Source organism: Lentzea roselyniae (assembly GCF_039537795.1).
GTDB classification, from domain to species: Bacteria; Actinomycetota; Actinomycetes; order Mycobacteriales; family Pseudonocardiaceae; genus Lentzea; species Lentzea atacamensis.
On the sequence record NZ_BAABBE010000015.1, the window covers coordinates 197163 to 222910 of the forward strand.

The following is a 25748-nucleotide window of genomic DNA, read 5'->3' on the forward strand; positions in this document are numbered from 1 at the left end:
CCGCCGTTTCCTGAAGGACGGCTGAAAAAGGTGGGGCTGGCCCTACCCCGGGGACTCAGGGACACCTCAGGGTTCGCTCGGGGGAGTTCCCCATTGGTTGATCAACGAGATCGCAAGAGACTTTTGTCGTGCTCAAGACGGGGGCGGACAGACGGGGACTGGTGGTCGGGGGACTGGTGTTCTCACTGGTTCCGATTTTCTACCTGCATGTGGTGTCGGCAGGGCAGTTGAACCCCATCACGGACGTCATCAGCGACTACGTGTTCGTGGCGAACGGCACCGGATGGCTCGCGGCAACTTCGCTCAGCCTCGCGGCCGTCTCGGCGTTGCTCGCCGTCAACCTGCGGGGTGTAGGCAGGTCAGCGCAGTGGCTGATCGGCATCTGGTCGGCGGGCCTGACCGTGTCGACGATCTTTCCCACCGACCCCGCAGGAGCACCGACGTCGTTGTCCGGCTACATCCACCGGTACGCCGGAGCGGTCATGTTCGTGGCGTTGCCCGCCGCCGGTGTGCTCATCGCCCGTCAGTTTCCGGCTCTGTTCGGTATCGCAATAACGGCAAGCGTGTCGAGCGCGGCGTTTTTGGTCAGCCACGTTTCGTTCGCCGGTTTCGAGGCGCGCGGGCTGACCGAACGCGTTTTGTTCGCGTCGCTTTACGGACTCCTTTTCGCCATCGCGGCACTACAGGTGAGGCGCACGACATGACCATGATGGCCATCACGCTCGCCGTGTTCGGCGCCGTGTGCTTCGCGCTCGCCGCCCGCCTGCAGCACGACGCGGTCGCCGAGACCGGTGCGCGGGCGAGCGTGCTCAGGCAGCCGCGCTGGCTCGGCGGGCTCGCCCTGCTCATCGCCGGAGCCGGGGTGCACGCGGCCGCGCTCGGCATGGCGCCGCTCACCGTCGTCCAGCCGATCGGCGTGCTCGCGATCGGGATGACCGCTTTGCTGGACCGCCGCTTCCGCGAGCTGCCGGCGATCTTGCTCACCACCGTGGGCGTCGGTGCGTTCGTGTTCCTCGCATCCGGCAGTGCGACTGCGACCCAGATCGCACCGGATGCCGAACTCACGGCCGGCTTCGTGGTCCTCGGCGCGATCGCGGTGCCTGGGGTGGTCGCCGCGCTCACCACGAACGCGCGCACTCGTGCCGTGGCATTCGCATCGGCCGGTGGTGTCGCGTACGGCTACGTGTCCGTGCTCATGCGCGCCGTCTCCCAGTCGGTGCAGCAGGGCGGGTTCGGGCTCTCACACGTCGCGTCCGTGCTCGGCATCGCACTCTCGCTCGCCGTCGGCGGCTGGCTGGTCCAGCACGCCTACGCCGGCGGGCCCCCTCATCTCGCCGTCGCCTGCCTGACCGTGGTGGATCCACTGGTCGCGGTCGGCATCGGCGCCTTCCTCCTCGGCGAGGCCTCGCACCTGTCCCTGTGGACCGGTGCCGCGCTGATCGCCTGCGCGCTCGCCGCAGCCAGCGGTGTGTTCGCCCTCGCTCGTCAACCTCGCGTCTCTACTCGATCGGAGCTTCCCGTGAACACCTCCAGCGCGCTGCGCGTCGTCATCGCCGCCGACACGTTCCCGCCGGACGTCAACGGAGCGGCGCGGTTCGCCCAGCGCCTCGCCACGGGCCTCGCGTCCCGCGGGCACGACGTCCACGTCATCGCCCCGGACTCGCCCAAGGCCACCGAGATCGACGGTGTGACGGTGCACCGGCTCCGGTCGCACCGGCTGCCGTTCTACCCGGACTTCCGGTTCTGCCTGCCGTGGCAGGCGTCCAAGGAGGCCGACGAGCTGATCAAATCGCTCAAGCCGGACGTTGTGCACGTCCAGGCGCACTTCGTGGTGGGCCGGTTCGTCCTGAACTCCGCCGTCGCTCAGGGCATTCCCACGCTCGCCACGAACCACTTCATGCCGGAGAACCTGTTCAGCCACGCGCACGTGCCGGCGTTCCTGCAGGGCATGGCCCGCAAGCTCGCCTACCGCGACCTGGCGCGCGTGTTCGGCCGGGCCGACGTCGTCACCGCGCCGACGCCGCGTGCCGTGCAGCTGTTGCACGAGAGCGGTTTCCCCGAACGTGCGGTGCCCGTGTCGTGCGGCATCGACATCTCCCGCTACCAGCGCGAGGTCACGCACAACGACCGGCCGACCGCGTTGTTCGTCGGGCGCCTGGACGAGGAGAAGCGCGTCGACGAGTTCCTGCGCGCACTGGCACGCGTGCCCAGCGCGTTCGGTGAGATCGTCGGTGACGGCACCTGCCGCTCCGAGTGGGAGCTGCTGGCCCGCGACCTGGACATCACCGACCGCGTGAAGTTCCACGGCTTCGTGTCCGAGGACGACCTGCTCGACGCCTACGCCCGTGCCGACCTCTTCGTCATGCCCGGTGTCGCCGAGCTGCAGAGCCTCGCCACGATGGAGGCCATGGCCGCGGGCAAGCCGGTGATCGCCGCGAACGCCATGGCGCTGCCGCACCTCGTGCACCCCGGCCGCAACGGCTGGCTGTTCGAGCCCGGTGACGTGAACCAGCTGGCCCAGCGCCTGCACACGCTGGTCCACGACGCCCCGATGCGCGCCAGGATGGGCGCCGCGAGCAGCGAGATCATCTCTCACCACGCGCTGGCGGCCACCCTGGAGCGCTTCGAAGGTCTCTACGCGCGGGCGATGGGCCGTACCGCGCCGATCATCGCGCTGGCTGCCTGAGCTTCTGCTCGATCCGTTGCGCGACAACCAGTCCGGTGCGGGACAGGGCGAGCGTCGAGGGGTGCTCGCCCTTTCCCTCGATGAGGAACCGGTAGAGCGAGGCGTGGCCCTCCAGCCGTTCGCGCAACGTCTCCGCGATGTCGCAGTCCTCCGGGTAGATCGCCGGAATCGCCTCGCTGACGAGCTGACGCCGGATCCGGCGGCGTTCCGCGCGGGGCACGTACCAGGACGTGATCAGCAGCAGCGTCAGGCCGAACGCCAGCGCCGTGCCGATCACCGCCTGCCAGCCCCACCCGCTCGGCCCGATGACCAGCAGGACGTCGGCGAGCGCGAGGTAGCCGATGCCGTAGACCACGGCCCAGCCCGCCGTCGCGGCAGCGGGCGGCTCTGCTCGTTCCGTGCCCCACTCGCCCTCGACCCGGCGCCAGCGCTGCAGCGACTTGCCGCCGGACAGCGCCATCCAGATCCCGAACGCTCCACACAGGACGGACGTCGGGATCACCAGCCACGGCTTGGTGTGCAGCTCGAACCGCCAGATCGCCCAGACCAGTCCTGCTGCCGCGAGCAGCACCGCCGCCTGCTTCCAGCGGCGCTTCACGAACTGCATCGGCCGGAAGTCGGCCAGCACCGCGAGCGGTGTGCGGATCGGTGCCGGTAGCGAACCCAGGACGAGCAACGCCGTGACGACCAGTGCCACGCCCGTCACCGTGACGGTGCCGGTGTTGATCTCCGCGCGGTCGCCGGGCAGCCGGTCGACGGCTGTGGCCACCAACGGGATCACCGGTGAGAGCAGCACCAGCCCGTGCAGCATCGTGCCGGAACGCAGTGCCGCGTAACCGAAGGCGGCAAGCAGCGAGGCCGCGCCGATCGCGGCGCCCGGTCCCGCCGCCCACGCCGGCAGCATGCCGAACAACGCCATCACGACCAGCGCGCCACCGACCGCGAGGCCGAGCAAGCCCAGGAACTGGGCGAGCTTTCCGCCTCTGGTGAGCCCGGTGATCGTCCAGTAGGGCAGCAGCGCCGCGCCTCTGATCGTGCGGGTGACCGGCCGGACCGCGGCGAGCCCCGCTCGTTCGGAGTCGGCGACCGTCACCGCCACCGCGGCGGCGGTCGCGGCCGTGCGGATCATCTGGTCCGACGCGGCTTCCTGCGTCAGCGGTTCGCGGCCGATGCCGGCGCGGTCGAAGGCGTCGAGGGCCGCCATGCCCAGCGTGACCGTGTGCTCCTGCGGATACTCCAGCCGCCGGAGCAGGTCCGCGTGCTCTTCCAGGAAGAGCTCGCCCCGTGAGCGCTTGTCCGCGCCGTCACCGCGGTCGGCGATGATCGCGGCCCTGAGCCGGGGCAGCTCCTCGCAGATGATCCGCCAGTGCAGACCCCACGCCGCCAGTTCGGCGAGCTTCATCGACGACGGCGACAGCTCGTGGTCCGCCTCGTAGATGCCCTGCAGTTCCTTCTTCGCCTCCTCGGCGCACCGCGCGACCTGCACGGGCAGCTCCGGCCCGAACATCGCCTCGACGACCTCGCCGACGACGGCCGCCGCGCGCTCTTCCGGCGTGCGCTGGTCGCCTTCCGGCCGCCCGAGCATGTCCATCCTGCGCAGCCGCCGCGGGTCGAACAGCACCCGGCACAGCATCGTGGCGCCGTCGAGCCGGCCCCAGATCCAGTCGTTGACCCGCCACGACCGCTTGAGGAAACCGGAGAACCGCGACAGCGACGCCCCGCCCGCCTTGTCGTCGGCCGTGATCGACTGCCGCGCGAACGCGTTGCGCGTCTGCAGCGACACCTGCACCAGCTCGACCGGGGTGTCCAGACCGGTCGAGGCGTCGTCGGACAGGCAGGTGCCGGCGACCTCCAGCGCGAGCAGGCGGCTCAGCCACCGCTCGCCGTCGCTCAGCCCGGCCTCCTGCGCCGTCGGCTCGGTGGCGAGGAGCGCGTGCCAGCAACCGAGCCCGCCGAGCTTGAGCCGGTGCGCGTCGAGGCCGCCGATGACCTGCGTGGCCTCGCCGACGATCCGGCCGATCTCCGCGACCTGCGCCTTGACCTTCAGGCCGAGCTGCCCGTCGATCATCTTCTCGTGGTAGCTCGCGAGCCGGCCGGTCCAGTACGTCTCACCGAGCGACTCGGACGGCTGCCACGCGAACAGCTCGCCGCGCAGCCTGCGCAGTTCCGCGCGCACCTGGTGCAGTTCGCGCCGGGTCTTGGCGATCTCGTCGGCCTGACCGTCCGGCGCCACCCACACGATCCGCTTGAGCAGGTCGAGTGCCGACGCGCCAAGGCGTTCGGCCATCGTGATGCCCCACTCCCAGCCGAGGTCCGCACGGCACACGGTGCTCGGCAGCTTCATCCCCGGCACGTACGGCAGCACGCCGTGCTTCTTCTTCCACTTGCGCTGCGCCGTGTCCGCGGCCCGCCGCACCCGTTCGAACGACCAGTTGGCCGGATTTCCCTTGGGCAGAGCGAACTGCTGGGCGGTGAGCTGCCGTGCCGCAAGCCGGATCTCGACGTCCTCGTAGTGACCGAAGAGCTTGTCCGCCAACGAGTACACCTCGTCGACGACGTTCTCCCCGCCCGCGTGCAACCGCTCCAGCAACGCCATCCGGCCGCCCCTGCTGCTCGCGGCGCGCCGGTTGTGCTCCTCGATCTTCTCGACGTACGTGCGGTTCGCCTGGCTGGACATGGCGCTCAGCAACTTGGCGCCGGAACTGACCGTCGTCATCGCCTTGTCGGCGGTGTCCGCCTGCGGCTCGGAGCCCAGCGGTTCGGCGTGCGGGAAGACCAGCAGCATCACCCGCCGTACAGGCCCGTCCGCGGGCATCCGGTCGATGGCCTCGAGTGCTTCCCTGGTCGGTGTGTTGACCAGCACGCCGCCGTCGACCGCGAACCTGCTCCGGTCGCCACCGTTGGCCCAGCTCACGACGTCGCCCATGTCCGGGCGGTCCGGCGAGGCCTGGCCACCGACGGGGATGAAGCTCGGCTCGAACGCGAACGGAAAGCTGGCGCTGCTCCTGGCGGCGAGCGCGAGCTGCAGGACGCGGTCGTTGAGCGTGTCCGCGGCGAAGTCGTCCCTGGTCTCCTCGGACACCCACGCGTAGGGGTCGCGGCGGAACGAGAACGACCCCTGGTGCACCGACTGGGTCAGCGGCTGGCCCAGGTCGTCGTAGGTGATGTTGGGGACGCCACCCAGCAGCGTGGTGGTGATCCTGAGGTCGATCGGGCGCTCGTCTGGCTCGGTGGGCTCGAAGTCGCTGGTCAGCCGCGCCAGCGCTTCCTGAAGCCTCGGCAGGAAGAACTCGTCGCCCTTGAGCAGGCTCGCCGGCTCACCCCGGAACGGCGTCCTGAGCAGTTGTTCCATCCGCCCCTGCTCGGCCCACAGATCCCGCAGCCTGCTCAGATCCGCCTGCTTGTTGACCTGCGACAACGCCAGCGCGGCCCCGTTGATGCCGCCCGCCGAGGTGCCGGCGATGACGTCTGCTCTCGCGGTGCAGCCCACGAGGTCGAGCAGCGGCTGGTACGTGGTCCCCGGCCTGGTCAGACGGTCAAGCTCGAGCACGACGCCGCCCATCCAGACGGCCAGACTGACGCCGCCGTTGAGCACAACGGCGAACCGGACCTCTTCGCGCGACATGGGTTGCTCGGTCATGCCGCATCACCCCCTCCGGCTTCGATCTTCCCCTGCCGAGGTAGTCGTCCGCCGAAGGGATGTGGTTACTGGCCCGGTTGCCTCAAACGGGCTGCCGGCCCGGCCGGTCAGGCGGGGTCGGACTTGAGGAACGGCCCGACCCGCTTCCGCGCGATCAGAACGCACACCGCGAACGTGATCACCGCCCCCGCGACCGCCTGCGGCACCGTGTAGGCCCGTCCGTCGAACGCGGACCCGGTCGGCGGCAGGATCACCGCGATGATCGCCGACGTCACCATGGCGAACGTCCTGAACTTGGGCCCGACCACGGCCGTGGCCAGCGGAAGCGCCGCCCACAGCACGTACCAGGGCTGCAGCACCGGCCCGAGCACCAGGATCGCGCCGAGCGACGCGCCCAGGCCGTTCATCGCCTTGATCCGGCCCTTGAAGCTGCGCCACAGCAGGACCACCGTGATCACGACCGACACGCCCTGCCCCAGCAGCCGGGTCAGCGCGATCATCGCCTCGGTGTGGTTGCCGAGGCCGAGCATGATTCCCGTGCCGGCACCCATGAAGCCGAGCGCGGTCGGCGGTGACATCCAGGACTTCACGGTCGAGGCGACGTTCAGCGTCTCGATCCACCCGAAGCCGAACCCGGTGCCGAGACAGATCACCACCACGCCGGCCCCGGCTATCAGCGCCATGATCCCGGCCACCAGGGCCAGGTGCTTGATCTGCCCGCCGAGCTTGCGCGCCACCAGCACGCCGAGGAAACCGAGCGCGGCCATCGCGGGGATCTTCACCATCGCGCCGCACACGATGATCGCGGCGCCCAGCGTGATCCACGACCACTTCAGCGGTTCCAGCCCGCGCATCGCCAGCTCCAGGCCGACCAGCATCAGGCCGAGGGCCAGGCCGTCGTTGTGCACGCCGATGACGATGTGGAACAGCACCAGCGGGTTCAGCGCGCCCAGCCACAACGCGCCGACCGGCGGCACGCCGAAGCGGGCGGCCAGGCGCGGCAGCGCCCACACGATCATCGCCAGGCCGCACAGCACCAGCAGCCGGTGCACGAACACGCCGGACACGACGTGGTCGCCGGTGATCATCGCGGTGATCCGGCCGAACGCGAGGAACAGCGGGCCGTACGGCGCGGGCGTCTCGCGCCAGATGTTCGGGACACCGCGCGTGAGGATGTGGTCGACGCCGAGCGCGTTCGCCGGGCCCAGCTCGTACGGGTCGAGCCCGCGCGCCGCGATCTCGCTCTGCGCCAGGTACGAGTACACGTCGCGCGAGAACATCGGCACGCAGAAGACCAGCGGCACGGTCCACATCAGCAGCGTGCGGTCCATCTGGCTGCGCGAGACCAGGCGCGGGCGTCCCGGCCGCACGAACCGCCCCAGCGCCAGCCAGGCCGAGACGATCATGAAGATGCCGGTCCAGACGACCCCCATCGCGACACTGGGCATCCTCGAGAAAAGCCCGAGGACGGGCACGCCGTACAGCGGCGAGTAGATGGGCGCGGCACCGCCGCCGAGCGATCCGACGGTCAGCAGGAGCGCTCCGATGGTGCCCCAGCGACGGACGATGTCCAGCTGACGACGCTCTCGACCGTTCAAGAGGTCGCTCTCCGGAGTCACTGCTCCGCCGGAAGTGGGCATGCGGGCAGCGTATCCAGCCACGTTCAGCCGTGAGTCAGGTCACCCTGTGACCGCGATCTTTGCGACCTCAGGCTAAATACGCAACACTGGTGTTGTGAAAAACGCCGAGACCCACCTTGACGCCGTGCAACAGCACGACGGCAAGACTCGGCGTGCCGTCGCCAGGCTCCTGCTGGAGCAGGGCCCGGTCACCGCGGCGAGCATCGCCGAGGAACTGGGCATCAGCCCCACGGCCGTGCGCCGTCACATCGACGCACTGCTCGCGGACGGCGAGGCGACCACGAGGGACGCTCCGCGCCAGACCCAACGCGGTCGTGGCCGTCCCGCGAAGCTCTTCCTGCTGACTGACGCCGGACGCGCCCGGTTCGGCCACGCCTACGACGACCTCGCGGTCGCCGCGATCAGGTTCCTCGCCCAGACGGGTGGGGAAGAGGCTGTGCGCGCCTTCGCGCAGAGCCGTGTCGACGCGCTCGTGGACCGGCACCGGACGGCGATCGTGGCCCAGGCCACACCCGCCGAACGGGCCAAGGCTCTTGCGACCGCGCTGACCAGGGAGGGCTACGCTGCGTCGGCACGTCACGTAGGGGTGGGCGAGCAGTTGTGCCAGCACCACTGCCCGGTAGCCCACGTGGCGGCTGAGTTCCCCCAGCTGTGCGAGACCGAGACGGAAGCTTTCGCGAACCTCCTCGGTTCTCATGTTCAGCGCCTCGCGACGATCGCAAGCGGCCATGCCGTGTGCACGACGCACATCCCGAACGTTCAACCCAGGTCCCCCGGCTCCGCCGGAAAGCACAGCCCAGATGATGGAGGGGAGCCCGCATGACTGCCGCTGCCGAGCAGCGCACGCCCACCACGGTGCAGTCTCCGCTCACGCAGGAAGAGACCATCGCGTCTCTCGGCAACTACGAGTTCGGCTGGGCCGACTCCGACGTTGCCGGCGCGAGCGCCCGCCGAGGCCTCAGCGAGGACGTCGTTCGCGACATCTCGGCGAAGAAGGACGAGCCCGAGTGGATGCTCGAGTACCGGTTGAAGGCGCTCAAGCTCTTCGACCTCAAGCCGATGCCGAACTGGGGCGCCGACCTCTCTGGGATCGACTTCGACTCGATCAAGTACTTCGTGCGTTCCACCGAGAAGCAGGCCCAGAGCTGGGAAGACCTGCCAGAGGACATCAAGAACACCTACGACCGGCTGGGCATCCCCGAGGCTGAGAAGCAGCGCCTCGTCGCCGGTGTCGCGGCTCAGTACGAGTCCGAGGTCGTGTACCACCAGATCCGCGAGGACCTGGAGGCGCAGGGTGTCATCTTCCTCGACACCGACTCGGGTCTGCGTGAGCACCCGGAGCTCTTCAAGGAGTACTTCGGCTCGGTCATCCCGGCCGGCGACAACAAGTTCTCCGCGCTGAACTCCGCGACCTGGTCCGGCGGCTCGTTCGTCTACGTGCCGAAGGGCGTGCACGTGGACATCCCGCTGCAGGCCTACTTCCGGATCAACACCGAGAACATGGGCCAGTTCGAGCGCACGCTGATCATCGTCGACGAGGGTGCCTACGTGCACTACGTCGAGGGCTGCACCGCGCCGATCTACTCGTCCGACTCGCTGCACTCCGCGGTCGTCGAGATCATCGTGAAGAAGGGCGGCCGCTGCCGCTACACGACGATCCAGAACTGGTCGAACAACGTCTACAACCTGGTCACCAAGCGCGCCAAGGCCGAAGAGGGCGCGACCATGGAGTGGGTCGACGGCAACATCGGCTCCAAGGTGACCATGAAGTACCCGGCCGTCTTCCTGATGGGCGAGCACGCCAAGGGCGAGGTCCTCTCGATCGCGTTCGCGGGCGAGGGCCAGCACCAGGACGCCGGCGCGAAGATGGTCCACCTGGCGCCGCACACCTCCTCGACCATCGTGTCGAAGTCGGTGGCGCGTGGCGGTGGCCGCACGTCGTACCGCGGCCTGGTCCAGGTCAACAAGCGGGCGCACCACTCGAAGTCGACGGTGAAGTGCGACGCGCTGCTGGTCGACACCATCAGCCGGTCGGACACCTACCCGTACGTCGACGTCCGCGAGGACGACGTGCAGATGGGTCACGAGGCCACGGTCTCGAAGGTCTCCGAGGACCAGCTGTTCTACCTGATGTCGCGCGGCCTCAACGAGGACGAGGCCATGGCGATGATCGTGCGCGGGTTCGTCGAGCCCATCGCGCGCGAGCTCCCCATGGAGTACGCCCTCGAACTGAACCGCCTGATCGAACTGCAGATGGAAGGGGCCGTCGGCTGACATGGCCGCCCTGTCGACTCAACCTCACTCCCACGGTGCTGTCGTTCCGGTCACCTCGCGCGCGGAGCACTTCACGTCCTACGACGTGAACGCGTTCGAGGTGCCGGGCGGTCGTGAGGAGATCTGGCGTTTCACGCCTCTCAAGCGTCTTGCCGGTCTGCACTCCGGCGCTGCGGCAACGGGTTCCACTGCCGTTGAGGTGAACGCCGCTGCCGGTGTCACCGTCGAGACCGTGGGTCGTGACGACTCGCGGCTCGGCACCGCCGGCGTTCCCGGTGACCGCGTCGCGGCGCAGGCGTACTCGTCGTTCGAGAACGCCACCGTCGTGACGCTGCCCGGTGACGCGAAGTCCGAGCCGACCACCGTCACGGTGACCGGCCCCGGCGCGGGCGCCGTCGCGTACGGCCACATCCAGGTCAAGGCCTCGCAGTTCGCCGAGGGCACCGTGATCCTGGACTTCCGCGGTTCCGGCGCGTACGCGGACAACATCGAGTTCCTCGTCGCGGACGGTGCGCACCTCACGGTGATCACCATCCACGACTGGGCCGACGACGCCGTGCACGTCTCGCAGCACCACATGAAGCTCGGTCGTGACGCGACCCTGCGGCACACGGTCGTGACCCTGGGCGGCGACGTCGTCCGCGTCACCCCGGTCGTGCAGTACGCGGGCCGCGGCGGCGACGCGGAGCTGTTCGGTCTGTACTTCGCGGACGCGGGACAGCACCAGGAGCACCGGCCGTTCATCGACCACGGGCAGCCGAACTGCCGCAGCAACGTCGTCTACAAGGGCGCGCTGCAGGGCGAGGGCGCGCACGCGGTGTGGATCGGCGACGTGCTGATCCGCGTGGCGGCCGAGGGCACCGAGACGTTCGAGCTGAACCGGAACCTGATCCTCACCGATGGTGCGCGTGCCGACTCGGTGCCGAACCTGGAGATCGAGACCGGCGAGATCGAGGGCGCGGGTCACGCCAGCGCCACCGGCCGGTTCGACGACGAGCAGCTGTTCTACCTGCAGGCGCGCGGCATCCCGGAGGAGCAGGCACGCCGTCTCGTCGTGCGCGGCTTCTTCCAGGAGCTGATCGCGAAGATCGCCGTTCCCGAGGTGCGCGAGCGCCTCGAGGCCGCCATCGAGGCAGAGCTCGAGGCGGTCGGGGCGTGATTCGCGTGTGTGCACTGTCCGATCTGGACGACCGCAAGCCGTTCGCCACCGAGGTCGACGACGTGTCGATCGTCCTGGTGCGCAACGGCGAGCGGGTGCACGCGCTGGCCGATGAGTGCTCGCACGCGGCGGTGTCGTTGAGCGAGGGCGAGGTCTCCCGCAAGGGGATCGAGTGCTGGTTGCACGGGTCGTGCTTCGACCTGGAGACCGGCAAGCCCTCCTCGCTGCCCGCGACCGAACCGGTCGACGTCTACGCCGTCGACATCCGTGACGGCGACGTGTTCGTCGACGTCACCGTCACCACGAACTGACTTAGTTAGACCACCAGGAGAAGCGCTAGTCATGGCCACGCTTGAGATCAAGGACCTGCACGTCTCGGTCGTCAGCGAGGACGCCCCCAAGGAGATCCTCAAGGGCGTCGACCTGACGATCAAGGCGGGCGAGACCCACGCCATCATGGGCCCCAACGGCTCCGGCAAGTCCACGCTGTCGTACGCGATCGCCGGTCACCCGAAGTACACGATCACCTCGGGCACCGTCACGCTCGACGGCGAGGACGTGCTGGAGATGTCCGTCGACGAGCGCGCCCGCGCGGGCCTGTTCCTCGCGATGCAGTACCCGGTCGAGGTGCCCGGCGTCTCGATGTCGAACTTCCTCCGCACCGCCGCCACCGCCGTGCGCGGCGAGGCCCCGGCCCTGCGCCACTGGGTCAAGGAGGTCAAGGCCGCGATGTCCGACCTCGACATCGACCCGGCGTTCGCCGAGCGCTCGGTGAACGAGGGCTTCTCCGGCGGTGAGAAGAAGCGCCACGAGATCCTGCAGCTGGGCCTGCTCCAGCCGAAGGTCGCGATCCTCGACGAGACCGACTCCGGCCTGGACGTCGACGCGCTGCGCGTCGTGTCCGAGGGCGTCAACCGCTACAAGGCCTCCGGTGAGGTCGGCGTCATGCTGATCACGCACTACACCCGGATCCTCAAGTACATCGAGCCGGACTTCGTACACGTCTTCGCCAACGGCCGCATCGTCGAGTCCGGTGGCCGCGAACTCGCCGACCAGCTCGAGGCCGAGGGTTACGTGAAGTACACCGGCAAGTCGGAAGCTGCTGCCCTTTCCTGACGTTACTAGGTGTTGAGAGGAGGCGCTGTGACCACCACCGCAGCACCACTGGATGTAACCGCTCTCCGAGCGGACTTCCCGATCCTGTCTCGCACCGTTCGTGACGGGAAGCGCCTGGTCTACCTGGACTCCGGCGCCACCTCGCAACGCCCGACGCAGGTTCTGGACGCCGAGAAGGCGTTCCTGCAGCAGCACAACGCGGCTGTGCACAGGGGCGCCCACCAGCTCGCGGAGGAAGCGACCGACGCGTACGAGGGTGCGCGTCAGCGCATCGCGGACTTCGTCGGCGCCGACTTCGGCGAACTGGTGTTCACCAAGAACGCCACCGAGGGCTTCAACCTCGTGGCGTACGCGATGGGCAACGCCGCCACGTCCGGCCCCGAGGCCGCGCGTTTCGTCGTCGGTCCCGGCGACGAGATCGTCGTGACCGAGATGGAGCACCACGCGAACCTGGTGCCGTGGCAGCAGCTCGCCCAGCGCACCGGCGCCACGCTGAAATGGTTCAGGCTGACCCCGGACGCTCGTCTCGATCTGTCCGATGTGGACAGCGTGATCACGCCGCGCACCCGCGTGGTGGCCTTCACGCACCAGTCGAACGTGACCGGCGTGATCAACCCGGTCGACGTCCTCGTCGCGGCTGCGCAGAAGGTCGGCGCGCTGACGGTGCTGGACGCGTGCCAGTCCGTCCCGCACGGCCCGGTCGACTTCCACCGGCTCGGCGTCGACTTCGCGTCGTTCTCCGGCCACAAGATGCTCGGCCCGTCCGGCATCGGTGTCCTTTATGGACGTCGTGAGCTGCTGGAGGCGTTGCCTCCCTTCATCACCGGCGGCTCGATGATCGAGCTGGTGCGCATGGAGGGCTCGACGTTCGCGCCGCCGCCGCAGCGGTTCGAGGCCGGTTCGCCGATGACGTCCCAGGCCGTCGGTCTGGGTGCGGCGGTGGACTACCTCTCGGTAGTGGGCATGGAACGCGTCCACGCCCACGAGCACGCGCTGACCGTGGCGGCGCTCGAAGGTCTCGGCGCGATCCCGGGTGTCCGCCTGATCGGCCCGCAGGACGCGGTCGACCGTGGCGGCGCCGTGCCGTTCGAGATCGAGGGCGTCCACCCGCACGACGCCGGCCAGGTGCTGGACAGCCTGGGCATCGCGGTCCGCGTCGGCCACCACTGCGCGTGGCCGCTGCACCGCTGCCTGAACGCCCAGTCCTCGGTGCGCGCGTCGTTCTACCTGTACAACACGCTGGACGAGGTCGACGCACTGGTCGACGGCGTCCGCGAGGCGCAGAAGTTCTTCGGGGTGGCCTGAGATGCAGCTCCAGCAGATGTACCAGGAGATCATCCTGGACCACTACAAGAACCCGCACGGCCGAGGCCTGCGCTCGCCCTACGACGCCGAGTCGTTCCAGGTCAACCCGACCTGCGGCGACGAGGTGACGTTGCGCGTGCACGTCGTCGACGACGTGGTCCAGGACGTCTCCTACGACGGCCAGGGCTGCTCGATCAGCCAGGCCTCGACGTCCGTGTTGACCGACCTCGTCGTGGGTAAGCCCGTGGGCGAGGCGTTCGAGAAGATGGACGCGTTCGTCGAGCTCATGCAGGGCCGCGGCCAGGTGGAGCCCGACGAGGACGTCCTGGAAGACGGCATCGCCTTCGCCGGTGTCGCAAAGTACCCGGCGCGCGTGAAGTGCGCGCTGCTGGGCTGGATGGCGTTCAAGGACGCAGTCGCACGAAGCCAGGGAGCAGCATGAGCACCGAAGAAGTCGTCCGGGGAGCCGAAGGCATGCCGGTCTTCGAGCCCAAGGCTGACGTCGCCGCACTGGACGACGTGGAAGAGGCGATGCGCGACGTCGTCGACCCGGAACTCGGCATCAACGTCGTGGACCTGGGCCTCGTCTACGACATCCGCGTCGACGAGGAGAACATCGCCACCATCGACATGACGCTCACGTCGGCGGCCTGCCCGCTGACCGACGTCATCGAGGACCAGACGAAGGCCGCCCTGACCGGCGGCGCCGGCGGCGGCCTGGTGAAGGACTTCCGCATCAACTGGGTGTGGATGCCGCCGTGGGGCCCGGAGAAGATCACCGACGACGGCCGCGAGCAGCTGAGGGCGCTCGGCTTCACCGTCTGAGGCTTGGTTTTCGGAAACGGCGCGCATCCCGCGGGTGCGCGCCGTTCGTCGTTCAGGTCCGGATCTGCTCGAGGAACGTTCGCGCCAGCAGGTCGTTCGAGGTCCGCACCAGTGCCTCGCCGAGGCTGACCAGGCTGGAACTCTGCTCGTGTCCGTCGGTGTGGACCCACGCGACGTCAGCTCCGCCGTCCCGCTCGGTCGCGGCGCCGGCGAAGACGACCTGGAGCAGGTCCGGGTGGGGAGACGGGTCGTCAGGACGTCGCGGAGTGAGATGTTCGAGGTGCAGCCACCCCAGCGGGCGGAGCGTGTCGCGGTCGAGCAACCACCCGGTCTCCTCATGCACTTCGCGCGCCGCCGTGTCCGCGTAGGACTCGCCTGCCTGTCGCCGGCCACCGGGCAGGGGATGGACGCCATCGACGTTCTCGCAGAAGACGATCAGCTCGCCGACCTGCACGACGCACCGCACCGAGGTGACCAGCTCCTCGGGCAGCTCGGCCGGGGCGGTGTAGGCACTGACCCGCAGCGGTATCGCGCCTCCCTGCCCTGCCAGGACACCTCGCCGGCGGCGGCGGGCTCGTGGCACGCCAGCAGCTCGGTCAGGCCCGGGTGGCGCGCACCGAAGCCCGGACGGTTCCTCGTCATGGTCACCATCGAACCAGACACCGCGGATCCAGCTCGGGAAACCACCATCTGGAACAACGATTAATGCGTTGCACGGCCGTCCGGCCGTCGCATAACTTGATCCCATCACGACAGACAGAGATCAACCGGAGGAAGACATGCTTGCCAAGGCCGAACTCGCGGGATGGCGAATTCTCGCCCTCGTCGCCGGCGGTCTGCTGGCGCTGGCGTGGGGCTCCACGCCATGACCTGATCCCCAGGTCATGACCTCGGAGCCGCCCACGGGAAACCTGGGCGGTTTTCTTTTTGCACAAAACAAATGCCGACGAGCTTCGGAAGCGGAACGGATTCCAAACCCGTTTCCCGAGGGTTCGACTCCTTCCGTCGGTGCTGCACAACTGAATACCCACGCGGTCGTGGTGAACTCGGCGGACACGTCGGTCTTCCAAACCGAAGCAGAGGGTTCGATGCCCTCCGGCCGCTCGCAGGAAAGTGGATCTAGCCCAACTGGTAGAGGCACATGGTTGAGGGCCATGACAGTCGGGGTTCGACTCCCCGGATCCGCACGCCCTCGTAGCCCAACGGGAGAGGCAACGCGCTCAGAACGCGTCCAGTCCAGGTTCGAATCCTGGTGGGGGCACGGCACCAACCAACAACTACATCGGGGGACGCGCCGGTGCGCAGACGATCCTTGCAAGATCGCCGTGGAGGGTTCGACACCCTCGTCTTCCACCCGTCCCGTAGCTCAGCTGGAGAGAGCGTCCGTCTGATACGCGGTAGGTCCCAGGTTCAAGTCCTGGCGGGACGACCAACGTCCGGTAGCTCAGCGGAAGAGCATCTGTCTTACAAACAGAGGGTCCCAGGTTCGAAACCTGGCCGGACGACCACCCTTCGCGCCACGCGGGCACGGCGAGACCCCGGTCGAAGCCTGCCGACGCGAGGTCGAGGAAGCTTGGCCTGCAACGAGAACCCGGCCGGGTCCTGGTCATCGACTGGGCCCCGCACAACGGCGAGGATCGCATCCTGTTCGTCTTCGACGGCGGAGCACCGCCTGGTCCCCGGACTCGCGTGCCGGATCACGCAAGCACTGCGAGCCAGGGAACTGGAAGAGACCCGCTACCTCGAACACGGCGTTCAGGCGTAGACCCGCTCCACGAACTCCGCCAGCTGCTCCTCCGGCAGGTGCCTCGCCAGATCGGCCTCGGACACCATCCCGACCAGCTGGTCGTTCTCGATCACCGGCACGCGCCGGATCTGGTTCTCCTCCATCGTCTGCAGCACGTGCTCCAGCGAGTCCTCCACGTCGACCCAGTGGACGTGGCCGCCGAACTCACCGCAGCGGGTGGTGGCCAGATCGAGTCCTGCGGCGACTGCCCTGATCACGATGTCGCGGTCGGTGATGATGCCGCGCAGCCGGTCGTCGGAGTCGCAGATCGGCAGTGATCCGACGTCGAGATCCCGCATCATGCGGGCGGCCTCGACGAGGCTCGCGTCGGAGTCGACGCAGCGGACACCGGGATGCATGATTTCGCGCGCTGTTGTCATGACCCACCTCCTTTCCTCAGGATCCGCCCGGCTAAACCACCCTGCAGTGTGGTTCTCTGAACGGCCTAAAGTCTTGCGGGCTCAACGGCCCAGAGTGCTACTCTCTGTGGTCCTACGGTTACGCAGTTGCTATCTCCGGGGGCCGCGATGGACCTGTTAGCGGAACTGACCGACGATCCCTGGAGTGGCATTACACCGTCTGTGTACGAGACCGGCAGGCTCGTCGCGCTGGCACCGTGGCTGACCGGCCACGAAGCCAGAGTCCGTTTCCTCCTCGACAGTCAGCACCCCGACGGCACTTGGGGAGGGCCCGGTGAGTACGCGCTGGTTCCGACGCTCAGTGCCGTCGACGCTCTCCAGGGGCACCCGGCCGCACGCAGAGGTCTTCAGGCGCTGCGCAGGCTGCTCAGCTTGCCGCTCAAGCTGCCGGACACCGTCGCGGTCGAGCTCATCGTGCCCGCGCTCGCCGAGAGACTCGGCCTGCGCACGCCGCTCGACCCGCGTCCGCTGCACGCGCTGAGACGGCGTCCGCTGCCGGAAAAGCTCTGGCACACGCTGGAAATCTTCGGTCCCCGTCCCGAGGTCACCTCCGTCGGCGGCATCGTCGCCGCCAGTCCCGCCGCCACCGCCGTCCAGCTGCGAGGCCCCAGACCCGGTCCCGGCCTCGACTACCTCGAAGCCGTCCAGCGCAGGCACCGAGGTCCCGTTCCCGCTGGTGTTCCGGTCCCCCTGTTCGAACGTTCCTGGATCATCGTCGCCCTGAAGTCCGCAGGGCTCGACGTCCCCGACCCGATGGTCGAGCAGATCAAAGCCGCGTTCGGCAGGGAAGGCGCGGCCGGCGGACCAGGACTCCCCGCCGACGCCGACGACACCGCCACCGCACTGCACGCGCTCGCGTTGTGCGACAGCCCTCGCTCCGCGGAAGCCCTCCTGCGCTACCGGGAAGCCCGCCACTTCGCCTGCTTCCCGCACGAGCGCACCCCGTCGACCAGCACGAACGCCCACGCGCTCCAGGCACTCGGCCACGACCGGCAACTGGAGGAGTGGCTGCGAGACATGCAGGAACCAGAAGGCTTCTGGCGGGACAAGTGGCACGCCTCGCCCTACTACGCGACCGCGTGCGTCACGAACGCCTTGCGAGGCGACGAAAAGGCTGTCGACTGGGTGCTGCGGACACAACGGCACGACGGCTCGTGGGGCAGGTGGGAAGGCACCTACGAGGAGACGGCTTACGCCATCAGAATCCTGTCGCACTCACACCGGGACGTCAGCAAGGCGGTGACCCGCGGCGCGAAGTTCATGCAGCACTGGGGAGACCGCGAGCACCCGCCGCTGTGGCACGACAAAGACCTTTACACCCCAACGAGAATCGTCCGGGCAGAGGGTATGGCGGCGCTCCACCTCGCGTGCGTGGTGTGCCGGTGAACCGCACCGAGCTGAGGTTCGCGTTGCAGCTCATCGAGTTCCTGGACTCCGTGGGGGACTTCGAGGACGGCCTGGTCAAGCTCAGGGACCGGCGCTGGCTCGTCTGGCACCCGGACGTGATGGCCGCGCTGTTCCGCCACGACCGCGCCTTGCGCCACCCACCCAGCCGCACGCTGAGCCCGTTGCTGGGCAACCGTTCCGTGCTGTGGCTCGACGGCGAGGAGCACACCGCGTACCGCCGCACCCTCGCACCCGTGTTGCGCGGCAGCCGGTACCACGGCCTGATCGGCGAGATGGTCGAGCGCTCCCTGGCCGAGCTGCCGAGCGGTGACCCGGTGAGCCTCGCCGGCTGGACCCGGAAACTCACGCTCAGGATCATGGGCCGCATCATCTTCGGCGTGGACGACGACGAGCTGCTCACCGCGTTCACCCGCTGGCTCGACCGCCGCCTCGGCAGCAGGGTCCGCACCCTCGCCCACCGCTGCTTCACGCCCGGCACCACGAGGTTCGACCCGCACCTCGACCGGCTGCTCCTGCAGCGCGCCAGGTCCGCCGAACCACCGGCACTGGCGGCCTGCCTGCCACCGGACGACCTGCGCGACCAGATCGTCTCGCTCCTCTTCGCCGGTCACGAGACCACGGCGAGCGCCACCGCCTGGACGGTGTACTGGATCGACCGCACGCCGGGACTGGCCGAACAACTGCTCACCGACGAGACGTTGCTCGACGCCGCGATCACCGAGTCGCTCAGGCTGTCCCCGCCGGCCACGCTCGCGGGGAACCGGATGAGCGACGACGGCATGGTGATCACCCCGAGCATCTACCTGGCCCACCGCCGTGCCGCGACGTACGAGAACCCGCACACCTTCGACCCGTCCAGGAAACCACCACCGCCCGGGGCGTTCTTCCCGTTCGGCGGGGGAGTGCGCCACTGTCCCGGCAAGGACCTGGCGCTCACCGAGATCCGGATGATCGTCACCGCCCTGCTGCGGCACCGGCGGATCAGGCTGAACACACCCCGCTCCTGCACACCCCAGTTGCGGGGCGCCGCGATGGCGCCACCGCCGAGCCTCGCGATGGTGGCCACTTGTCGGCGCTGACCCACCTCCACCGCCTGGAACACCCCTTCGGCGTGCACTACGCGTGCTGTGCCGCCTGGGGTGCCTGCTACGCAACGAGATTCGACCTCGCCGTCGTGATCGCGGTGCTGGCCAACTTCGTCGCGATCATCTCGGGCAACCCGCTCAACGCCTACGCTGATCTCCGCAACGACGTCCACACCGCGGAGAAGCGCCATCTCGCGCAGGCCGTGCGGGAGGTCGGCGCGGACAGGGTCCTCGCGCTGGCGATCTTCGAGATGATCTTCGCGCAGACACTGGCGATCGCCGTGTCGTGGCGGGTGGCGGTCGGTGTCGGGCTGATCCTGGTGCTCTACCTGGCGTACAACCTCGAACCGGTCAGGTTGAAGCGGCGCGGCTATTCCGGCCCGGTGGTGCTGGCGATCGCCGCGGGTCTGCTGCCGGCCGTGACGGCCTATTCGGCAGCCGGCGGCCGGGCAGACCCGGCGGTGTGGCTCGTCTTCTCCGGTGTCGCGGCACTCGCGACCGGCCGGGCGCTGTGGTGGGCGGTCCCCGATCGCGCCGGCGACGCCCACGTCGGGTCCAGAACACCCGCTGTCCTGTACGGCACGAGACACGCGGTCAACGCGACCACCCAGCTGACCGTGGGCGGGTTGCTGCTGGTCGGCGGAGGTCTGTGGTTCAGGTTCGGCCTGATGTGGGCGGTGGTGGGCGTCACCGCGTGCTCGGCGTTCCTGCTCGCGCGCGACCTGCCGACTGCCAGGCAGCAGCTGCGTTACGGCATGTCGATGGCCGTGGTGTCGACGATCGTGCTGGCCGCGATCCCGCTGCTCGCCTAGCGCGGCACTAGATCTTGCGCGCCAGGCCGCCGCATCCCTGGAAGTTCTCGGGATTGCGGTCCGGGATCTCGTCGGGATCGGGCTCCCACAACGGAATCGGCACGACCCCCGGCGAAAGGATCTCCATGCCGTCGAAGAACTGCACGACCTGCTCGGGGTACCGGAAGGTGAACGTGGGCAACGGCTGGTCGCCGTACATCGAGCCGAAAAGTCCCACGGCGGCCAGCATGAACGGGTCGCGGCACGTGTGCGAGAGCCCGAGGTAGCTGCCGGGTGCCAACGCGTCCATGTACTTGGCCAGCACCTTGTGCGGTTCCGCGCTGTCCGGGACGAAGTGCAGCACGTCCAGCACCAGCACGGCGACCGGCTCCGACAGGTCCAGCGTGGTGTGGACCTCCGGCGAGTCCAGCACCTTCTCCGGCTGACACAGATCCGCGCAGAGGTACGAGACCTGTGGGTTGTCCGCGATGATCTCGCGCCCCTGGCTCGCCACCGCCGGATCGATGTCCACGTAGACCACGCGCGCGTCGGGTGCGACGAGGTGCACGTTGGCCGTGGTGGGCAGCCCGGAGCCCAGGTCGATGAACTGCCGGATCCCCAGCCTCGTCAGCCGGCTGACGACCCTGCCCAGGAACTCGCGGTGGGTCCGGCACAGGTACGGCAGGTGCGGCGCCGCGGACACGAGGTGGGCCGCCAGCTCCTGGTCGGCCTCCGTGTTGTGGGTGCCTCCGAGCCAGTAGTCCCTGACTCGCGCGGTGTTGGGTTTCTCCGGGCCGTTCACTCCCGGTGCCCAGATGGGGGTGGCCACGGGGACTAACTACCGGATCCAGGCTTGGAGTGGCACCAAGCCGACCCGAGATGTACCCGATCGAGTGAACATCACCTGGAGGTTCGTCAGACCGGTGAAGTCTGCGCGACAAGGAATCCCACGACGTCGTCCAGCCTTCCGCGCCGCGCGAACGCCCTCCGCTGGCGTGCCGCACCCGCGCCGTCGAGCAGCAACCGGTCGAGGCCGTCGCTGACCATCTCGTAGTCGCCGGCGAACTCCAGCGCGGGCCGCACCCACCGCAGCAACGACGCGGCGATCGCCGACGCGGGTGTCGGCGAGGCCGTCACGGGGTCGATGCCGAAGCCCTCCAGGCCATCGCGCGCGGCACGCCACATCGCGACCTTCAGCAGGTGCGGAGGGATCGGTACGGGCGCGGCACCGGAACTCAGTGCGGTGGAGGCGATCGCGCGCACGAGAGCGGCCATCAGGACGGCTTCCTCCACCGTCGGCGCGACGTCCGACACCCGCAGTTCGAGCGTGGGGTGGTGCGCGGACAACCGGACGTCCCAGTAGAGCATTCCGGCGTCCATCGCCGCACCGCTCGCGACGATCTCGTCCCGTGCCGCGCAGTAGTCGGCCGCGGAGTCGAAGTGCGGCGGCGCACCCGAAGTGGGCCAACGGTTCCAGACCACGTAGCGCCAGCTCGCATAACCCGTGTCGCCGTCGAGCCAGTACGGCGAATTGGCGCCGAGTGCCAGCAAAGTCGGCAGCCACGGCCTCAGGTGGTTGCTCACGAAGATCTTCGACTCGTCGTCCGGCAGCCCGATGTGCACGTGACAGCCGCAGATCGCGAGGTCGTTGGTGAGCGCGCCCATCTCCTGCGCCATCCGGTGGTAGCGCGGGGAGTCCGTCAGCGGCGTGGGCATCGTCAGCCCCAGCACGGGAGTTCCGGTCGCGACCAGTCGCGCGTCGTGGCGCGCAGCCCGTTCGATCAACGCCCGGCGCGCGACCGCGAGCTCGTCGCGCAGCGCGGTCATGTCCGTGCAGATCCCGCTGGCCGATTCCACCTGGTACTGCGCGATCTCCGGCTGCAGGTCGACCTCGTAGCGGTCGGCGCCGGTGAGCACTTCGTTGGCGCGGTTGGCCAAATGGCCGGTGGAGGCTTCAACGAGAACGAATTCTTCTTCCACCCCAACGGTGAGGAGTCCGTCGATGCTCGTGCGTTGCGCGGGTACCGATTGAGTTCTGCTGCCGACCTGCACGCCGAACCTCCTGTGCGCTGAGTAGCGACCTCGATGCTATGAGTGATCAGGTCGTCGCACAGGAGGCGTTTGGTTGTACTTCTCAACTCACCGCGCGTTGCGCGGCACCCCTCAGCACATCGCGTCGTTCGCTGCCCGGCCGTCCCATGACCCAGCTCGACCCGGTGAGCGACTTCGCGTGTTCCTTGACTGGTGCCAGCAACCGCGACACCTCGCGATACGACCCCACTGACCCCGCGGCACAGATAAGGGTCGCAAGAGAGAGGGTGATGTGTCGTCCCTCCGCCGTGTACGGCTTGTCGAGCAAACGGGCGGACAACGGCACCGTTTCGTCGAGCCCGGCGAGGATCAGGAAGTCGTCGCCACCGACGTGCCCGACCTGCACGCCGGGAAACGCGTTCGCGAGCTCGGCCAGGTCGTGCCCGATCTCGCGGATCAGGTCGTCACCGGCCGCGAACCCGACGGTGTCGTTGACCTGCTTGAAGCTGTCGACGTCCAGCCACGACACCGCGAAGATCTCGCCGGCCTCGATGCGCCGGTCGACCTCCTTCGCGAGCGCGTCGCTGCCGGGCAGGCGCGTGAGCGGGCTCAGCGCGGCCGCCTGCTCCACCTTCAGCTCGGCAACACCACGCACCACGTCCGCAACACGCACAACACCCATGCACCGCTCGTTGTGGTCCACGACGATGAGGTCGTCGTTGGTGCGCTCACGGTTCGCATGCGCCACCACGTCGAGCAGATCGAGCGCCGACGCCTCGGTGCCGATGATGTGCGGCTTGTCCGCGAGCCGCGCCGCCTCGCGCTTGGCGTGCAGGGCGTGCCCGTACGGCCCGGTGACCGCGAGCAGGAACCGGTTGCGGTCCACCGACCACTTCGGGCGCCCCTCGTCGTCGACGAGCACCACGCCCGTGACCGTCGGCTGGCTCGCCAGCACCTCGCGCACTTCCTCGCTCGTGGCGTGTTCGGGCAACGTCGTGGCGGGGTGCAGGAAGTCCGTCACCCTGGGGCCGGCGTGCCTGCGGATCTCCCCGGTCTCCGTGACAGCCTCTGGAGCGATGCGGGCGTTCACCGCTGGTCTTCGCTGCGGTGGCGCGAGCATGTTGCCCTGAGCGTGCCCCACGCCCAGCTTGCGGAGGTACGTCAGCTGCGCCTCGGTCTCCACACCCTCGGCCACGACCTGACCGCCCGTGTACTCGCCGAGGTGCACCAACGACCGCACGAGCGCACACCGCGCTGCGTCGTCGGGCAACGTGCGCACGATCTCGCGGTCGAGCTTGATGAAGTCCGGCGAGGCACTCGTGAGAAGGCCGAGCGGTACGTCGCCTTCGCCCACGCAGTCGAGTGCGATGCGGAAGCCGTTGTTCCGCAACGTCTGGAGGCCGCGGGCGAGCCGGGCGCGGTTGGCCCGCGAGTACGGCTCGCCGACCTCGATGACGATGCTGTCCGGCGTGCGCCGGGCATCCCTGAGCGCGCCGTAGAGGGGGCTCATGACCTCGGGCCTGTCCGCGACCGTGATCGCGAGCAGGTTGATGTGCAACGGCAGCAGCAGGTCGTGGTCGGCTGCCGAGCGCACGGCACGGCAGGCGAGTCCGACATCGGCGTTGGTCAGCAGTCCCGCCTGGAAGGCGGTCTGGAGGAGATCCTGCACGCTGCCGTCGTGCGGCCGGGCCAGAGCCTCCACCGCCACGACGCCCCCGGTGTTCAGGTTGAACAGCGGCTGGAAGGCGAACCTGACGTCATCCAGCAAAGCGGGCACGTCTCAGATCGTGCAGGGACGAACGCGCAGCTCCAAGAGGGTTCACCAGGTGTTCATCATCTTGGCGCGAAGGCGCCACGGTGCCGCGCGGAACAGTTTCGCCATCGCGGCGGACGTACCGCGTACGTCCTCGCGGCCGGACAGGTAGGCGCGCTGCAGCTCCGGCGGGAGCAGGAAGAACAGCTCGAAGAAGTCCCTGGTCTCGTCCGCGTCCAGGCGGAGCAGCACCTCGAGGCCGAACCGCCTCATGGCGTGCACGACGCGCGCTTTGCGGGACCAGATGACGTGCTTCGGGTCGTCGCCGGCTTTGACGGCCTCGGCGACCTTCGGGGCGAGCGCCAGTGAGGTGGCGACGCTGTAGCCCGTCGCGGGGTGGATGAAGCCTGCTGACGCGCCGAACGCGAGGTCCTTGTGCCGAGGTGCGTCGAGGGGGAAGCGGACGCGTTCCTCTCGTTGGCCGGGTTCCAGCCGTGCGTGGAGTCTGCGGCGGAGTTCGCTGAGTGGCACCCCCGGCCGACCGGCGAGGCATGTCTCCTCGACGAGGACTTTGTTGTCGCCGAGTGGGACCGTGTAGAGGAACGTGTCGCCGTTGCGCCAGTCCATCAACGTCGTCTCGGTGCTGTCGGACTCGATGACCGTACCTACCGCCGTTTGCTCGGCACGGCCCTTGCGCGCACCGGTGGCGTTGAACGTGTAGCGCGCTTCCGTTGGGCGTTGGAGCACCTTCACGTCATCGGGCAGCTCATGGAGGCGTGCGTTGTCGAGCACGACATAGGTGCGTGGGATCAGGTGCTCCTCGCGCGCGTAGGCGCGAACCACGGTGCTTGTCGCGGCTACCGGGGTGTCGGGTGGGAGCTCGTCGGCCCACGCGCCGTAGGTCGCAGTCCAGACGCGGTGCGGACGACGGTCGACGAGCGCGGTGTCGAGGCCTTGTTGCGCGCAGGCGCGGGCCAGGGCACGGCCGGCCGGGCCACCACCGATCACGAGCACGTCGAGCACAAGGTCCATGATTGACGTTGTGGCCAAGACCTACCGCACGACCCTCATCCGCCGCGTCGGCAACGTCGCCATCAGTGGCGCCGTGAAGCTCGGCATCGCGCCCTCCTACTACGTGCTGCTGTCCATCCGCGGGCGGCGTAGCGGTGTGGAGCGCACGATCCCCATCAGGCTGATGCGTCACGACGGGCAGGAGTGGTTCGTCGCGCCGTACGGAGTTCGCGACTGGGTGCACAACGCACGGGCCGCCGGCGAGGCGGTCGTGCGAAGGGGACGCAGGTCACGTCGAGTGCGTTTGACGGAGGTTTCCGCTGCCGTCGCGGCGCCGGTGCTGGCCGCTTACGCGCGGAAGGAGCCGGTGACGAGGCCATTCTTCGACGCACGCGTCGGTGGCCCGGTCTCGGCGTTCGAGGCGGAGGCCGACCGCCACCCGGTGTTCCGCGTCGAGAACCTGCAGGTCAACGGCGGTGCCGGGCCTAGGTGACCCCCCGATTTTGAGATCGAATCACCCCGGTGTAATGTTCTCTCTGCCAGCGCGGAACGGGCCGGAAATCAAAACCGGAACGAGCGGGGCACAAGCCGGAAGACAAAGGGCCTCTGAGAGGCCGATTTGACACCGGCGAGCAGGACAAAATAAGCTTCAGCAACACAAGCCCCGAGTGAAACTCTCCGGAAACGGAGATCGGATCCGGTGAGCGCGTGTTCTTTGAGAACTCAACAGCGTGCCGATAACACAGTCAGTAATATGAATACTCCTCGTCAGGAGTATTCCTTTGAGTAGTTTTACCAGATTGCCAGACATATTCCGTCT

The 25748-nt window shown here is 68.6% G+C and carries 22 protein-coding genes and 5 tRNA genes; 19 read left to right on the forward strand and 8 right to left on the reverse strand.

Features of this window, described 5'->3' with window-relative positions; all coding sequences use genetic code 11:
- Positions 1-128: 128 nt before the first annotated feature.
- Together ABFX45_RS26905 and ABFX45_RS26910 are read left to right on the forward strand one after the other, a co-directional pair.
- On the forward strand, positions 129-704 hold the full coding sequence (locus ABFX45_RS26905) for a DUF998 domain-containing protein (protein WP_109637903.1): 576 nt from the start codon (positions 129-131) through the stop codon (positions 702-704).
- Positions 701-2686 carry a glycosyltransferase gene (locus ABFX45_RS26910; protein WP_346132719.1) on the forward strand — a complete coding sequence of 662 codons (1986 nt, stop codon included), beginning with the start codon at positions 701-703 and terminating at the stop codon, positions 2684-2686. The genes ABFX45_RS26905 and ABFX45_RS26910 overlap by 4 nt, the downstream gene beginning before the upstream one ends.
- Here ABFX45_RS26910 and ABFX45_RS26915 read toward each other — a convergent pair.
- Both ABFX45_RS26915 and mptB read right to left on the reverse strand, forming a co-directional pair.
- Positions 2667-6326, reverse strand: coding sequence for a patatin-like protein (locus ABFX45_RS26915; protein ID WP_346132722.1), 3660 nt, complete (start codon positions 6324-6326; stop codon positions 2667-2669). The genes ABFX45_RS26910 and ABFX45_RS26915 overlap by 20 nt on opposite strands.
- 107 nt (positions 6327-6433) lie before the next feature.
- The gene (gene mptB, locus ABFX45_RS26920) at positions 6434-7966 is read right to left on the reverse strand and encodes a polyprenol phosphomannose-dependent alpha 1,6 mannosyltransferase MptB (RefSeq protein WP_109637906.1); all 1533 of its coding nucleotides are present in this window, start codon (positions 7964-7966) and stop codon (positions 6434-6436) included.
- Positions 7967-8090: 124 nt separating this feature from the next.
- Between mptB and ABFX45_RS26925 the strand changes: the two genes are divergently transcribed.
- From ABFX45_RS26925 to ABFX45_RS26960, 8 genes are read left to right on the forward strand one after another with little or no spacing between them, the layout of a single operon-like run.
- Positions 8091-8789, forward strand: coding sequence for a helix-turn-helix transcriptional regulator (locus ABFX45_RS26925; RefSeq protein WP_233439634.1), 699 nt, complete (start codon positions 8091-8093; stop codon positions 8787-8789).
- On the forward strand, positions 8786-10240 hold the full coding sequence (gene sufB / locus ABFX45_RS26930; RefSeq protein ID WP_346132725.1) for a Fe-S cluster assembly protein SufB: 1455 nt from the start codon (positions 8786-8788) through the stop codon (positions 10238-10240). The genes ABFX45_RS26925 and sufB overlap by 4 nt, the downstream gene beginning before the upstream one ends.
- Position 10241: 1 nt before the next feature.
- The gene (sufD, locus tag ABFX45_RS26935; protein ID WP_109637909.1) at positions 10242-11399 is read left to right on the forward strand and encodes a Fe-S cluster assembly protein SufD; all 1158 of its coding nucleotides are present in this window, start codon (positions 10242-10244) and stop codon (positions 11397-11399) included.
- Positions 11396-11710 carry a non-heme iron oxygenase ferredoxin subunit gene (locus ABFX45_RS26940; RefSeq protein ID WP_109637910.1) on the forward strand — a complete coding sequence of 105 codons (315 nt, stop codon included), beginning with the start codon at positions 11396-11398 and terminating at the stop codon, positions 11708-11710. Before sufD ends, ABFX45_RS26940 begins: the two co-directional genes overlap by 4 nt.
- A gap of 31 nt (positions 11711-11741) precedes the next feature.
- Positions 11742-12515 (forward strand): Fe-S cluster assembly ATPase SufC, encoded by a 774-nt coding sequence (gene sufC, locus ABFX45_RS26945; RefSeq protein ID WP_109637911.1) that lies wholly within the window; start codon positions 11742-11744, stop codon positions 12513-12515.
- Positions 12516-12542: 27 nt separating this feature from the next.
- The gene (locus ABFX45_RS26950; protein WP_109637912.1) at positions 12543-13820 is read left to right on the forward strand and encodes a cysteine desulfurase; all 1278 of its coding nucleotides are present in this window, start codon (positions 12543-12545) and stop codon (positions 13818-13820) included.
- A 1-nt stretch (position 13821) separates the two neighbouring features.
- Entirely contained in the window at positions 13822-14262 is a 441-nt protein-coding gene (sufU, locus tag ABFX45_RS26955) for a Fe-S cluster assembly sulfur transfer protein SufU (RefSeq protein ID WP_109637913.1), read from the forward strand.
- The gene (locus ABFX45_RS26960; RefSeq protein WP_109637914.1) at positions 14259-14645 is read left to right on the forward strand and encodes a metal-sulfur cluster assembly factor; all 387 of its coding nucleotides are present in this window, start codon (positions 14259-14261) and stop codon (positions 14643-14645) included. The genes sufU and ABFX45_RS26960 overlap by 4 nt, the downstream gene beginning before the upstream one ends.
- Before the next feature lie 52 nt (positions 14646-14697).
- On the opposite strand, the gene ABFX45_RS26965 is transcribed toward ABFX45_RS26960, so the two are convergent.
- A complete protein-coding gene (locus ABFX45_RS26965) occupies positions 14698-15228 on the reverse strand; it encodes an NUDIX hydrolase (RefSeq protein WP_346132729.1) in 531 nt (176 codons plus the stop codon).
- Positions 15229-15676: 448 nt separating this feature from the next.
- Here ABFX45_RS26965 and ABFX45_RS26970 point away from each other — a divergent pair.
- The 5 genes from ABFX45_RS26970 (at position 15677) to ABFX45_RS26990 (ending at position 16153) form a co-directional block, all read left to right on the forward strand.
- Positions 15677-15749: transfer RNA gene (locus ABFX45_RS26970), tRNA-Gly, on the forward strand.
- 9 nt (positions 15750-15758) lie between these two features.
- Positions 15759-15832 (forward strand) — tRNA-Leu (locus tag ABFX45_RS26975).
- Position 15833: 1 nt separating this feature from the next.
- Positions 15834-15906 (forward strand) — tRNA-Leu (locus ABFX45_RS26980).
- Between the two features lie 94 nt (positions 15907-16000).
- A tRNA-Ile gene (locus tag ABFX45_RS26985) sits at positions 16001-16077 on the forward strand.
- A gap of 1 nt (position 16078) precedes the next feature.
- A tRNA-Val gene (locus ABFX45_RS26990) sits at positions 16079-16153 on the forward strand.
- Positions 16154-16400: 247 nt separating this feature from the next.
- Here the strand turns inward: ABFX45_RS26990 and ABFX45_RS26995 are convergent.
- A complete protein-coding gene (locus tag ABFX45_RS26995) occupies positions 16401-16811 on the reverse strand; it encodes a CBS domain-containing protein (RefSeq protein ID WP_109637915.1) in 411 nt (136 codons plus the stop codon).
- 147 nt (positions 16812-16958) lie between these two features.
- Between ABFX45_RS26995 and ABFX45_RS27000 the strand changes: the two genes are divergently transcribed.
- Genes ABFX45_RS27000 through ABFX45_RS27010 form a run of 3 tightly spaced genes read left to right on the forward strand, consistent with a single transcriptional unit; the run spans position 16959 to position 20154 of the window.
- Positions 16959-18236 carry a prenyltransferase/squalene oxidase repeat-containing protein gene (locus tag ABFX45_RS27000; RefSeq protein ID WP_346132732.1) on the forward strand — a complete coding sequence of 426 codons (1278 nt, stop codon included), beginning with the start codon at positions 16959-16961 and terminating at the stop codon, positions 18234-18236.
- The gene (locus ABFX45_RS27005; RefSeq protein ID WP_109638000.1) at positions 18233-19336 is read left to right on the forward strand and encodes a cytochrome P450; all 1104 of its coding nucleotides are present in this window, start codon (positions 18233-18235) and stop codon (positions 19334-19336) included. The genes ABFX45_RS27000 and ABFX45_RS27005 overlap by 4 nt, the downstream gene beginning before the upstream one ends.
- Positions 19324-20154: a UbiA prenyltransferase family protein gene (locus tag ABFX45_RS27010; RefSeq protein WP_346132734.1), complete on the forward strand. Its 831-nt coding sequence runs from the start codon at positions 19324-19326 to the stop codon at positions 20152-20154. Before ABFX45_RS27005 ends, ABFX45_RS27010 begins: the two co-directional genes overlap by 13 nt.
- 7 nt (positions 20155-20161) lie before the next feature.
- Here ABFX45_RS27010 and ABFX45_RS27015 read toward each other — a convergent pair whose 3' ends face one another.
- The 4 genes from ABFX45_RS27015 to ABFX45_RS27030 form a co-directional block, all read right to left on the reverse strand.
- Positions 20162-20962: an SAM-dependent methyltransferase gene (locus tag ABFX45_RS27015; RefSeq protein ID WP_346132736.1), complete on the reverse strand. Its 801-nt coding sequence runs from the start codon at positions 20960-20962 to the stop codon at positions 20162-20164.
- 86 nt (positions 20963-21048) lie between these two features.
- A complete protein-coding gene (locus ABFX45_RS27020) occupies positions 21049-22185 on the reverse strand; it encodes a carboxylate-amine ligase (RefSeq protein WP_346132738.1) in 1137 nt (378 codons plus the stop codon).
- A gap of 82 nt (positions 22186-22267) precedes the next feature.
- On the reverse strand, positions 22268-23941 hold the full coding sequence (locus ABFX45_RS27025; protein ID WP_109637920.1) for a GGDEF domain-containing protein: 1674 nt from the start codon (positions 23939-23941) through the stop codon (positions 22268-22270).
- Positions 23942-23983: 42 nt separating this feature from the next.
- Positions 23984-24949 (reverse strand): lycopene cyclase family protein, encoded by a 966-nt coding sequence (locus tag ABFX45_RS27030; RefSeq protein ID WP_346132740.1) that lies wholly within the window; start codon positions 24947-24949, stop codon positions 23984-23986.
- Here ABFX45_RS27030 and ABFX45_RS27035 point away from each other — a divergent pair.
- Complete coding sequence (locus ABFX45_RS27035) at positions 24948-25421, forward strand: nitroreductase family deazaflavin-dependent oxidoreductase (protein ID WP_233439635.1); 474 nt, start codon at positions 24948-24950, stop codon at positions 25419-25421. The two genes, ABFX45_RS27030 and ABFX45_RS27035, sit on opposite strands and share 2 nt — an antisense overlap.
- The last annotated feature ends 327 nt before the right edge of the window (positions 25422-25748 follow it).